Source organism: Polynucleobacter sp. AP-Jannik-300A-C4, assembly GCF_018688335.1.
GTDB lineage: Bacteria > Pseudomonadota > Gammaproteobacteria > Burkholderiales > Burkholderiaceae > Polynucleobacter.
On the sequence record NZ_CP061316.1, the window covers coordinates 454,357 to 466,811 of the forward strand.

The window sequence follows — 12,455 nt, forward strand, 5'->3', positions numbered from 1 at the left end:
GGCCAATCTCATGATCAATCGCTACGCATACACCTCCATGACTGGAGCAACTGCTTCTACACAGCAGTTGGCGGTGACTTCGAATAACTTGGCAAATTCTTTAACGCCAGGTTTTCGAGAGGTGATTAGTGCATTCCGCGCGGTGCCGCTAAAGGGTGATGGTGTTCCTTTTACAGGCAACGGCGCTGATACGCGAGTATTTTCGGTTGAGACAACACCAGGTAGCAATTTCACACAAGGCCAATTGCAAACGACTGGAAATGCTTTGGACGTGGCAATTAAGGGCGACGGTATGTTTACGGTCCGTCGTCCAGATGGTCAAGAGGCCTATACCAGAGCTGGTAAGTTCATGGTCAATGAGACGGGTATGTTGATGATTGGTAAAGATATACCGGTAGTAGGTGCTGGTGGAACCATCACGATTCCGATTGGAGCCACAGTTCAAATTGCTGAAGATGGTGCTGTATATACCCAGTTGCCTGGAACGCAGTTCTTGAATCAAGCTGGGAAGCTCAAACTCGTTAATCCAAATACTAACGACCTGGTTCGTGCAGCTGATGGATTATTTGATCTGCCTGGCCAACAGGCCGCAGCAGATCCATTAGTTAGGGTTGTGCAGGGCGCATTCGAAATGAGTAATAACAATCCAACTTTGGCAATGGTGCAAATGATTGATCAGAGTCGACTGTTTGATTTAAATAGTCGTTCAATTACCTTTGCAGACCAAAATGCAAGATCAGCAACTACCTTGCTATCGCTTTCAAGAGCTTAACCAACATTAAATAACAAGAGAAAAAACAATGTTACGTTCCTTATGGATAGCAAAAACAGGCATGGACTCCCAGCAGTTCAACCTGGACGTTATTACCAATAACTTAGCAAACTCATCGACTACTGCTTTTAAGCGTGTACAGCCGATGTTTCAAGATTTGCTCTACACAACATTGCGCTCTGCAGGTTCTGCAGCAAATGCACAAAACCTCTTGCCAACCGGTCTGCAGATCGGTGCTGGAGCTGCAGTTACATCAACTGAACGAAACAATATTCAAGGTGGCCTAGTCCAAACAGGTAATCAGCTTGATGTGGCAATTCAAGGTAATGGCTTCTTTCAAATTCAGTTGGCGGATGGTACCTTGGCCTACACCCGAAACGGTCAGTTTAGTAAGAGTGCAACTGGTCAGATTGTGACGATGCAGGGTAACGTGGTTGCGGGCGGTGGAGTCATACCAGCCAATGCAACATCAATCACCATTAACCAAGCTGGTTTGGTTCAGTACACATTGCAGGGTAATACCAATGCGATTCAGGCTGGTCAGCTGACAATGGCTAACTTTATTAACCCAGCTGGCTTGCAAGCCTTAGGTGGTGGTAACTTTATTCCTACACCTGCATCGGGCACCGCACAAAATAATATTGCTGGATCAAATGGTATGGGCACAACAAACCAATACTATATCGAGCAATCGAACGTAAACGTTGCCGAAGAATTGGTAAATTTGATCGCGGCACAACGCGCATATGAAATCAATACACGTGCAGTAACGGCGTCTGATCAGATTTTGCAGCGCGTAAGCAATATGGGTCAGTAATGATGAAATTATTTAGAGCCTATCGCGGACTTTCAGTGTCAGTGCTGAGCGCCATTATTTTGGGAGGTTGTGCCAGTGCCGATCGTCCATCACTGCTGACAACACCATCTTCTGCAAGACCAAGACCAATTCAAGAAACCTCAGCAAATATGGGGAGCTTGTATCCAGCAAACTCTGGTGGGCCTTATGTGAATGCGGTAAGCCATCGCCCTCTATTTGAAGATCGTCGTGCGCGTAATGTGGGCGACACGCTGACTGTTGTATTAAACGAGACAACCAGTGCAGCAAAGAATTCTGGAATGTCTGCTGCACGTAAAGCAAATGCAAGTTCGGAGTTTGGAAACACTAGCACAACCCCATTTGGTCCCTACACAAGTATTGCTAATATCGCCAACTTTGGAGGTGCTGGAGACATTAAGAGTGAAGGTACTGGCGCAAGTGCAGCAAGTAATACATTTGCAGGCACGATTACAGTGACAGTTGTTGAGATCCTGTCCAATGGTAATTTGGTAGTTGCTGGTGAGAAGCAAGTTGCCGTGAGTAACGAAGAAGAAATTATTCGTTTTGGTGGTGTAGTCAACCCAAATACATTGGTCTTTAATCAAGTTTCTTCACAACAAGTTGCTGATGCGCGGATTGAATATCGTGGACGCGGTGCAACTGACGATACTCAAGGTACTGGTTGGTTTACAAGGTTGATGTTAAAGCTAGCGCCATTCTGATGAAAAAGAAAACAAAGTTACTAACCAATCTTAAAAAGCAAGCGCTTGCATTGCTGTGTATTGGTGCAATGTCTACAAACTGCTTTGCTGATCGCATTAAAGATTTTGCCGATATTGCTGGACAACGTTCCAACCAATTGGTGGGTTATGGTTTGGTGGTTGGTCTAGATGGTACCGGTGACCAAACAACACAAACTCCATTTACCTTGCAAAGTGTTTTACAGATGATTGGTGTGTTGGGTGTAACCATCCCTCAGGGTGGTGGTCAAACTCAATTACGTAATACCGCTGCCGTCATGGTCACTGCAGATTTTCCGGCACTGGCACGTCCAGGTCAGCAAATTGATGTGACAGTGTCATCCTTAGGTAATGCAACTAGCCTTAAGGGCGGTACCTTAGTTATGACCCCATTAAAGGCAGCGGACGGTCAGGTTTACGCCCAAGGCCAGGGAAATATTGTGATTGGTGGTGCCAGAGCTGCAACTGGCGGAGCTGCAACATCAATAAATCACCTGAACGCAGGTCGTATTCCATCAGGTGGATTGATTGAAAAAGCCGTACCTTCACTACTTGCAGATGAATTTCTACAAATTGACTTACATCGCGCTGACTTTGCGCTAATGCAAAAGACTACCGAGGCCATTGGCAGAAGATTTGGGTTAGGTACTGCGCTGCCAGTAGATGCAAGATCATTGAATGTCCGCGTTCCTGTGGAGCCATTACGCAGAACGGCATTTATGGCCGCCCTACAAGATTTAGATGTACAGATGGTGAGTGGTCCTGCTAGAGTAATTCTGAACTCACGATCTGGATCAGTTGTGATGAATCAAGCAGTGCAATTATCACCATCCGCTGTAGCGCATGGCAACTTGACTGTAAAAGTTCAACAGAGTCCAACAATTAGTCAGCCGCTTCCGTTTAGTCGCGGGCAGACTGCAGTTGCCTCACAAGATACTGCAACGATTAGCGATAGTGGAAAAGAAAATAGCTTGATTTCTGTGCCACCAGGAGCATCCTTAGATCAGGTTGTGAAAGCCCTCAATATGCTTGGTGCGACTCCACAAGATCTTATTTCCATACTGCAGTCATTGAAGTCTGCTGGAGCCTTGAGGGCGGAGTTAGAGGTTATTTAATGAGTGCAATCAACGCCATCACTCCATCGATTGATCAGAGTAGTGCGAGGATAATTGCCAATAGCAATTCCACGCCTGCAATGGCTACTAATGAGGAAAAGCTCAAAAAGGCTGCACAAGGCTTTGAGCGTACTTTGATACGCCAAATGCTCAGCACTGTCCGAAATACGAATTTGCGTGGTACTGAAGAGCAGAGCAGCGCCTCCAAGTCCTATTTGGAGATCATGGATGATCACATGGCTGACATGCTGTCTAAGGGCCAAGGAATCGGTTTTGGCACCAAAATGGCTGAGCAACTCATTCAGCAGGCAAATGCTGGAAAGCTAATCGGAAACGGCGAAATAGCCGTTAAACCATTGAATGCACCAAGAGAAACGCCAGTCTCAGCAGAAACTATCAAGTCACTCCAGAGGCCAGACGGCTTTCTTGGCGCACCTAAATAAGTAAAGGCTCAATATGGGAATCTATTCCTTAACCGATTCAGCAATGGCTGGCTTGAATATTGCTCAAGCGGGAATATTGACGACTTCACAAAACGTAGCCGGTACTAGCGTTGAGGGGTACTCACGTCGTAATGCCAATGTCATCATGGATTCACTGGCGCCAAATTCATTGATGCTGAATGGATCCAGCTTTGCGGTTGAGGGCTTTACACGCCACTACTCATCCCTTATTGGTTCCCAACTCTTAATTCAGCAATCTAAATCAAGCTACTCAGATACATTAGTTCAGTACACCAATTCAGTCGACAGTTTAGTTGCCGATAAATCAACCGGCTTAAATACTGCTATTAGTAATTTCTTTAATGCGATGGGTGCTTACGCGGCAGACCCAACCAATAAAGCGATGGCCGGTGCCATTACAGGTACTGCAAAAGAAGTAGCTCAGCGTATGACCGGCATGAGTACTTTAGTGAATCAGATTCAGAGTGATGCACGAACTGCGCTGACAGATACTGTTGCCCAAGTAAATACAATCCTACCGGCACTAGCAGATATTAATCAAAAAATTGTCGATGGCAATAGCCCTGGCGTTAGTGCACCTTCAGCAGATCTATTGGATGAGCGCGATCGTTTATTGAGTAGCCTACAGCAATTGGTTGGCGGTCAAAGCCTAATCAACTCTGATGGCACAGCCACACAGTTAGTAGCTGGCATGCCACTGGTTGAAAGAGCGATTGCAAACAAGGTCACTATCAATGCGGACCAGGAGCATGTTGCTTTAACTTTTAATTTACAAAATGGCCCAACTAAAGGCGTGCTCACTACCGTTCAAACTTTGGATGGTGGTCAGGCTGGTGCCTTGCTCGAATTAAGCAATAATTTTGTCCCTACAGTTCAAAAACGTCTTGATACGATTGCCATGGGATTGGTTAAAGTAGCTAACAGTGCTGCTCAAACTAGCTCAGGCTTAGCAACTAATTTAGCAATCTTTGGATTTAAAGTTGCAGATAAAACCTATTCAAGTTTGGCGACCAATGATTTATCTGGGAATTTGCCAACCATTGAAAACGAAAATGATTTGTTGGATCTGTATAGCAGTTTAGGTAATGCGATATCTTCCAATAGCGCAGTTAAAGTTGGGAACCTAGTTGGTACCTATACAAGCATCAGCTCTTTGACAGCGGGCTCAAATACCTTGGCTGGTGATTACACATTAACCAAGGTAGGCACAAATCAGCTCAATATTTCCGATAGCTCTGGTAAGAATCAAACGGTCTCTTTGATCACCAGTGTCTCCGGTGGCCTTCAGACAGTTGACTTTAATCAATTAGGCATCACATTGCAGTTGGAAAATTTCAGTCCAGCATTAAGCGCAGTTAGCTCTAGCAGTGTCGTTAAAGATGGGGCTACAGTTGGAGCGCAAACAATTTCCAATATGGAAGTAGAAAATAATGTTCAGTCTGGAACTTACACATTTAGTTACAGTGGGAGTCAGGTTACGTTGACCAGTAGCAATGGCGGTAGTCAAACACTGACGCTGGTTGATGGTACTTCTGCTGGTCAAACTTTAAACTTCACTCAAATGGGAATCTCATTTTCCATGGCGGATACAGGTAGTCCTGTTGAAACAGCAGCAACTATTGCGGCAACACTGAATGCCAAAACAATTACGTTGGTAAACGCTGAGGACTCACAGGCTACTATTGCTACAGCTTTAGATGGCCTGAGAGTGAAGGTCAGCGGCATGAGCAATCCTTTGGTGAATTATGGTTTTAGCGCTGCTAACTTTATCTCTCTAGCGCCTACTAATTTTGCTAGTTACTACAATGGTAATACGCCACTCATTACTTCTGAGAAGGCGAATGCCACTCAACAGATGAGTGCCGTATTTGGCAGCTCAATCTCCAACTTAGTAAACGAAGTCGGCGTTCAAGTTGCAACCTGGAAGAATGGGCAAAAAGCTGATTCAGTTGTCCTAGCCAATCTAAAGGCGCAAAGAGATTCTGTATCCGGTGTGAACTTGGATGAAGAGGCTGCCAATTTATTGAAATACCAGCAGCTTTACACCGCCTCAACGAAAGTGCTACAGGCAGGCAATCAAATGTTCTCAACCCTTTTATCCATCATGAACTAAGGAGATAAGTCATGACAGTTCGATTTAGTTCAAATCAAGTTTTAGATTCTGGTGTTCAGGGAATGGACAATGCTTTAGCTGATGCTATGACCTGGAATAGGAAGGTAACAACTGGTAAGCAGTATGCTCAGGCATCAGACAACGCTTATGCAGTTTCTAGAGGTGTGCGCTTAGATTTTGATATTTCACGTCTAGATATGTTCAAGGCTAATCAAAACTTTGTAGCTAGCTCTCATGCCAATGCTCAAACGCAAATGGATAGCCTAGTGAATGAAATGAATAGCCTAAAGCAGCTATTTGTTCAGTCACAGAGCGGCGCTTTAAATCCAACGAATTACAAGGCCTTAAAAGTCCAGGCCGAGCAGATTTTGATTGCCATGAAACAGCAAATGACAGCTGAAGATGCTACTGGCAACCCGATTTTTGGGAATACCGTGAATCAAGTCCAGATTGAGCCTAATGTCATGGTTGAGTCTGGGGTCAAATTTACCGATGCATTTGGATCTGGCGGGGATTTGACCTACCCAGAAAATAGTGAGATGTACCTCAATATTCAGAAATTTGTCACTTATTTGGACGAAAAAGGCCAAAATACGGGCTTAACGACTCAAACTGCAGATCAGGTATCCGCGGGTCTAAATACCTCTTTTGATCAGTTAACAATGGCAGAGCAGCGTAGCGGTGGGATAGCTGCCCAGGTCGACAATGCCAAATCAGCCATGTCGGCATTTGGGGTTCAAATGGCGGCCGCTCAGTCCGCACTTTTAGATACTGACATGGCAGCAGCCACTGCGTCTTATACTAGAGCCCAAACCTTGTTAAACGCTGCCCAGGCAATGTTTGCTAGACTGCAACAAAGTAACTTATTTTCAAAACTATAAAACTGAGTAAATAGAAGTATGAATATCCCAATTGGGTGGATTATTGCGATGGCTTGTGCCTTGGGGGGATATGCCCTCCATGGCGGTCATATTATGGTTCTGTGGCAACCAACAGAGGTTCTGACTATTGTTGGTGCGGCTGTAGGAACGATGATTGCCGCAAACACCCCAACCAATCTGAAGAAAATGTTCTCAGCCTTGGGACGTGCTTTTAAGAACGCAAAGAATGTAAAGCAAAAGTCTTTAGATCTCTTGTGCTTGATGTTTGAGATTTTGCAAAAAATCAAGCGTGATGGATTGATGTCATTAGAGGGAGATATCGAGGAGCCGGAATCAAGCCCACTCTTTGAGAAATATCCCGAGATAATGAAAGATCATCACCTAGTTGATTTTATTACTGACTACTTACGAATGATGCTGGGCGGATCACTGGATGTGATCCAGATCGAAAGCTTGATGGAGCAAGAGCTTGAGGTGCACCATCATGAGGCTCACATACCAGTTAATGCAGTGACTAACGTAGGCGATGGCTTACCAGCGTTCGGTATTGTGGCGGCGGTTATGGGTGTTGTGCACACCATGGGCTCAATTGGTTTGCCTCCTGCTGAGTTAGGAAAGCTGATTGGTGCAGCTCTGGTGGGAACCTTCTTAGGTATTTTGTTGGCCTATGCATTCGTTTCGCCAGTAGCAAAAGTGCTAGAGCAAAAAGCAGAAGCCGATGGCCGTGCCTACATGGCTATCAAAGCAATTCTGATTGCCAGTTTGAATAATTTCCCTCCTGCAGCAGCTGTGGAGTTTGGCCGTAAAGTACTCTTTAGCTACCAGCGTCCATCGTTTGCTGAGCTTGATGAGGGTACCAAAGCAGTTAAAGGAAAATAAGCGGTATGGCTAAGAACGACGCGCCGATTATTGTCATCAAGCGCGTTAAGAAGGGCGGTCACGGACATCACGGTGGCGCTTGGAAAATTGCTTACGCTGACTTCGTAACGGCCATGATGGCCTTCTTCCTGTTGATGTGGGTCTTGGGGTCCACAACAGCAGGAGATCTCGCTGGTATTTCCTCTTATTTTCAAAATCCAATGAGGGTATCGCTATCTGGTGGCCAAGGCTCTGGCGATGCTACGCGGATCATCAAGGGTGGTGGCGACAATATTACGAAAACAGTAGGTGAAGAGTCTCGTGCAGACGCCGATACTGAACAGCGTCGCATTAGTGATTCTTCTGTTACGGATGTTGAAAATGCCCGTAAAGATAAGACTAAGAATGAGCTTGTCAAAGAAGATATCCAGAAGAAAATTGATGCTGACCCAGAGTTAAAGAATTCCAAAGGTCAGGTATTTATGGATATCAATGCTGAAGGCTTGCGTATCCAGGTAGTAGATGAAAAAGGTAAGCCTTTATTTAGTAGTGGTGGTTCTGTTCCTAGCGTATCTGCAAGAAGGTTATTGCGCATCATTGGAAAATCCTTAAAAGAAACCCCTAATCCAATCCGTATTGAAGGTCATACCGACGCAGTTAAATACGGTAACGGTGAAACGGGTTACACAAACTGGGAGCTTTCTACAGAGCGTGCCAACGTTGCTCGTCGAGAGTTGATCGCTGGTGGTTTAGATTCCAATCAGGTTGTTCAAGTGATTGGCTTTGCCAATACAGTGCCACTGAATCCCGAAGATCTGGCTGACCCATTGAACCGTCGGATTTCAATCACGGTATTAAATAAGAAGCCTAAACAAGAAACCAAGCCAGTTGTAAGGCCGGTTGAAAAAGTTCCTGATAGCTTGCCAAAGGGAGCTCAAGAGATCCCGCCAAATTTGCGTGCTCCTGCCCAATTCCTGTCGAAAGACGCCGCTCCAAAATCCCCTCCAATGGAGATACCTCTTAAGGTAACCCCGTCTTCGGATAAGACAGCGAGGTAAGGCCTTGTTTAGAGCCTTCGGTTTAGCCTTTCTCCTTATGGCCTCGATAGGCAGTGATGCATATGCATCAGATGCCAAGACCTCTGCTGTTGACACAGCTTCAAAATCTCAAAAGTCAGCACAAGCAAATCCAGGTTCTGAGCCTTTTGTGGGCCCTGCCAGTGAGGCTAAAAAGTTATACAGAAAATATAAACGCGCCCATGACAAAACGGTAGTTGCAATTGCTTGTGTCCGTGATCCAAAGTGTATTGAGCCCGAGGATGAAGTGCTTCGCTATAGCAAAGAGGCTTTAAATATTTTGAATAAGTTAGATGCTCTAGCTGCAGAGGGTGATATTCAGGCGAATTACTATCGAGGTTTAATTGCCTATGAGCGTGGAAGATATTACGATGCTCAGGCAGAAATCATTACACATCCAGACTTTATTTTGAGCGCAAGCGTATATCGCCGTTATGCCAAGGAGCAGTTTCTGATTTCGGAAAAATACTTGAGCGTTCCAGCTAAGGCAATGAATCCATTTGCCTGTCGCCTTATGGGTGATATTTATAGCTCCACTATTTTGGGTTCGCCACGCAAAGATAAGGCAACTAACTACTATTACACTGCGGCAATAGGATTTTTGGATCAAGGCAATAAGGTAGAAGGTGCAAAGATGTATATCGCCATGAAAGAAAATGCGAACCCTGCGGACTCTCGTATTGTTCAAGTCTATGCCAAGTTGCATAATGAAGAACCTGTGGCAACTTGGAGAAAATTACCCAATGATGTATTGCAAAAAAAGCCACTTAAAAAGTCACAAGAATATTAAATTGGTATTTAACGGAGACCAAAGGTCATGAAAGAAAAAATTGAGCTGCTGGTGAGATTGCTTAAAAAAATGCTCTTATTATTTATTTTTCCATTGGTCCTACTGATCTTTTTCTTTGTTCTTGGAGAGCAGTTTGAAGTTGGTAGACTCTCAGCGGTTGCAAGTTGTGAGGGTAGTATCAATAATGCCGCATGTATTCGTAGTAAGGGATATTTGGCTAGTTCACCTTACTATCCAGATTTGACACGACGTTACTTTGGTTTATATGCGCGCATGATTGGCGGAGATTTGGGCGCGAGTTATCGCGTAGAACCCCAGTTACCAGCCCTAAATATCAATAAGAATGCTGATGGCAATCCTGATGAGGATCCAGAGGACGTCGAGGAGCCAAAAGCGGCCCCAACCAAAGATAAGCTGCCGCCTGCTAAAAAGTAGTTCATAGAGAGATCTAGGGCTTAGAGATGAGCAATATTCAATGGCATTCGATCATTCGTTTGCCATTGTTGTTATTGGTCAGCGCCTTTTTGCTGGCCTGCTCTGATTACCAGCGAGCCCGTTCTGCTTATGAGGCTGGTGAATACACCAAAGCATTTCAGATTTTTGAGCGCTTATCTCAAGCAGGCGATAACCAAGCCCAATATGATTTATCTCAGATGTATCTACAAGGCATTGGAACGCCCAAAAATATAGAGCAGGGCTGGGTCTGGCTTAATCGCGCTGCAGAACAAGGCAATATCCAAGCGATGCTGGAGTTGGGGGTGCGTTATCAGGCTAGCGCCAGCCTGGAAAATGGTCAGGAAATGGCCTTTCTTTGGTTTCAAAAGGCAGCGCTGGCGGGAAGCCCCGTGGGGCAGTACAACATAGCCCATTTCTATGAATCTGGAAAGCAGGCCCCTGTAGATTTGGTAAAAGCCTATGTCTGGATGACGCTGTCCAATAAGAGCGGAAACCCTGCTGCAGCCTCTGAAATGAAGGCTATCAAGGCCAGACTATCCCCGGATGAGCTAGCTAGCGCTGATCGAATGATTCAGGAAATCAAAAAGACCTTGCCATAAGCTTTCTGGATTCAAATCTAAATCGTTTATCCTCAAACTTCATTGAGTGCCTAGACGGAGTGTGTGGTGGCTGAATCTGGTGATAGTTCCCAGGAAAGAGAGTTAGAACCGAGTGAGCGGAGAATCATACGCGCTCGAGAACAAGGTCAACTACCGCAATCAAGGGATATCGCCACCTTTGCTTTGCTAACCGTTTTTATTATCTTTTTAATTGCTATTGGTCCTCTTTTGCTTCAGCAACTGGTGCTGATGACTAAATCCAGTTTTGTTTTTGCTGAACCAATCAAGTTGCTAGATCACATTCAGGAATGGCTTAATGGCCCTTTACTCGTTGTGCTCGGTTTACTGTCTTTGGTTTTTTTGCCTGTCTGGTTGGTGGGTATATTGGCGCCACTTTCTCTGGTGAATTTTCGTGCTTATTTTGCCCCGAAGTTTGATATGGGCAGGCTAGACTTTATCGCCGGTCTTGGCCGAATGGTTTCTCTAAATGCACTGACTGAATTAATTAAAAATATCTTAAAGACAGCGCTTGTTTTGGGTATTGGTATTACGTATTTGGTCGGACTGTTTGTTTACATTCGCACGATTGTTAGTCAAGATTTTGATTCTGCGCTATTGCATACAAGCTATTTCATTCTCAATGGCTTCTTATTGCTTATGGTTCCTCTGCTATTGATTGCCGTAGGGGATGCGTGGATGCAGTGGTTTAATTTCCGTAAGCAAATCCGGATGAGCCCAGAAGAAATGAAGCAGGAGATGAAAGAATCAGAAGGCTCTCCAGAGATTAAGCAGCGTTTACGTCAACGGCAAAGACAAATTGCTTCATCACGCATGATGGCCGCTATCGAGCGTGCTGATGTTGTTTTAGCTAACCCAGAGCATTACTCAGTCGCACTACGTTACGATATCGAAAAAATGGCTGCACCGATTGTGATTGCAAAAGGGGCCGATCAAATTGCCTTACGAATTCAGGAAGTGGCGCGCGAGCACGATGTGCCTATTGCACAAATTCCACCGCTTGCTCGCTACCTATACAGTCAGCTAGAAATTGGTGAAGCAATACCCATGTCTTTATTTGAGGCAATTGCCAAAATATTGGCGTGGGCTTATGAGGTGAAAGAGTCTGGAGGGGTAGAGGGTGAAATACCCGAAGTCAGCTTCATACCCGAAGTACTTAAGCCAGGAAAAGCATTGCTTTAATTCATTACGCTCTTAGCAAATGTGGTTCCGACATCCTCTGGGAAGTAGTAAACCAACATGAGCTCATTGCGGTTATTTAAGCTGCGACCAATTTGAAAGGCGACTTGACCGCCACCAAAAATATAGGTTTTTGATTTACGAATACCAGCGGCAAATGCGCTCTCTTGCCCTTCTGAGGGGGTGTAGTCAAGGCCGTATTTGATGGTGAAGCGCTCGATGATAGTATCGGCTACATCCTTATTGAAATAGCCCAGCTCTTTTTTCATGAGCACTAGACGACCAGCCTCGTTATAAATCAGCCAGATTGCCTCTTCTTTACCATCAACCTTAATTTTGCAGCTAAAAGATAGTTCATAAGCGGTACAAGCAAATTTATCCTTAGCCTCTTCCCGAGTCGTATTGAATGGGATTGTTGCGTACTCTTCCATAGGGAGTTTCACAACCTTGGTGTCAGGAAGCCAAATCTCGGTCTTCACTTGATCTTCATTTTTTCCGCATGCAGATGCAAGAACTGCTAGGGCGCAAATTATCCATAATTTGAGTGAAGGTAAACGCATGGCTATAAGCTTTCTAA

At 44.9% G+C, this 12,455-nt stretch carries 14 protein-coding genes; 13 read left to right on the forward strand and 1 reads right to left on the reverse strand.

The window, feature by feature from the left end; all coding sequences use genetic code 11:
- Positions 1–10 precede the first annotated feature (10 nt).
- From FD975_RS02415 to FD975_RS02475, 13 genes are all read left to right on the forward strand, one after another.
- On the forward strand, positions 11–772 hold the full coding sequence (locus FD975_RS02415) for a flagellar basal body rod protein FlgF (protein ID WP_215302819.1): 762 nt from the start codon (positions 11–13) through the stop codon (positions 770–772).
- Positions 773–800: 28 nt separating this feature from the next.
- The gene (gene flgG / locus FD975_RS02420) at positions 801–1,589 is read left to right on the forward strand and encodes a flagellar basal-body rod protein FlgG (RefSeq protein WP_215302821.1); all 789 of its coding nucleotides are present in this window, start codon (positions 801–803) and stop codon (positions 1,587–1,589) included.
- Complete coding sequence (locus tag FD975_RS02425) at positions 1,589–2,311, forward strand: flagellar basal body L-ring protein FlgH (RefSeq protein ID WP_215302822.1); 723 nt, start codon at positions 1,589–1,591, stop codon at positions 2,309–2,311. Before flgG ends, FD975_RS02425 begins: the two co-directional genes overlap by 1 nt.
- Entirely contained in the window at positions 2,311–3,444 is a 1,134-nt protein-coding gene (locus FD975_RS02430; RefSeq protein ID WP_215302824.1) for a flagellar basal body P-ring protein FlgI, read from the forward strand. Before FD975_RS02425 ends, FD975_RS02430 begins: the two co-directional genes overlap by 1 nt.
- Positions 3,444–3,887 carry a hypothetical protein gene (locus tag FD975_RS02435; RefSeq protein WP_215302826.1) on the forward strand — a complete coding sequence of 148 codons (444 nt, stop codon included), beginning with the start codon at positions 3,444–3,446 and terminating at the stop codon, positions 3,885–3,887. Before FD975_RS02430 ends, FD975_RS02435 begins: the two co-directional genes overlap by 1 nt.
- Positions 3,888–3,900: 13 nt before the next feature.
- Positions 3,901–6,021 (forward strand): flagellar basal body rod C-terminal domain-containing protein, encoded by a 2,121-nt coding sequence (locus FD975_RS02440; RefSeq protein WP_215302828.1) that lies wholly within the window; start codon positions 3,901–3,903, stop codon positions 6,019–6,021.
- Between the two features lie 11 nt (positions 6,022–6,032).
- Complete coding sequence (locus tag FD975_RS02445) at positions 6,033–6,902, forward strand: flagellin (RefSeq protein WP_215302829.1); 870 nt, start codon at positions 6,033–6,035, stop codon at positions 6,900–6,902.
- Between the two features lie 18 nt (positions 6,903–6,920).
- Positions 6,921–7,781 (forward strand): flagellar motor stator protein MotA, encoded by an 861-nt coding sequence (gene motA / locus FD975_RS02450; RefSeq protein WP_215302831.1) that lies wholly within the window; start codon positions 6,921–6,923, stop codon positions 7,779–7,781.
- Positions 7,782–7,786: 5 nt separating this feature from the next.
- The gene (gene motB, locus FD975_RS02455) at positions 7,787–8,818 is read left to right on the forward strand and encodes a flagellar motor protein MotB (RefSeq protein WP_215302832.1); all 1,032 of its coding nucleotides are present in this window, start codon (positions 7,787–7,789) and stop codon (positions 8,816–8,818) included.
- A 37-nt stretch (positions 8,819–8,855) separates the two neighbouring features.
- Entirely contained in the window at positions 8,856–9,626 is a 771-nt protein-coding gene (locus tag FD975_RS02460) for a hypothetical protein (protein ID WP_215302834.1), read from the forward strand.
- A gap of 27 nt (positions 9,627–9,653) precedes the next feature.
- Positions 9,654–10,061 carry a hypothetical protein gene (locus tag FD975_RS02465; RefSeq protein ID WP_215302835.1) on the forward strand — a complete coding sequence of 136 codons (408 nt, stop codon included), beginning with the start codon at positions 9,654–9,656 and terminating at the stop codon, positions 10,059–10,061.
- 26 nt (positions 10,062–10,087) lie between these two features.
- Entirely contained in the window at positions 10,088–10,681 is a 594-nt protein-coding gene (locus tag FD975_RS02470; protein ID WP_215302837.1) for a tetratricopeptide repeat protein, read from the forward strand.
- 66 nt (positions 10,682–10,747) lie between these two features.
- Positions 10,748–11,881: a flagellar biosynthesis protein FlhB gene (locus FD975_RS02475; RefSeq protein WP_215302839.1), complete on the forward strand. Its 1,134-nt coding sequence runs from the start codon at positions 10,748–10,750 to the stop codon at positions 11,879–11,881.
- Here the strand turns inward: FD975_RS02475 and FD975_RS02480 are convergent.
- On the reverse strand, positions 11,878–12,438 hold the full coding sequence (locus tag FD975_RS02480; RefSeq protein WP_215302840.1) for a hypothetical protein: 561 nt from the start codon (positions 12,436–12,438) through the stop codon (positions 11,878–11,880). The genes FD975_RS02475 and FD975_RS02480 overlap by 4 nt on opposite strands.
- Between the last annotated feature and the right edge of the window lie 17 nt (positions 12,439–12,455).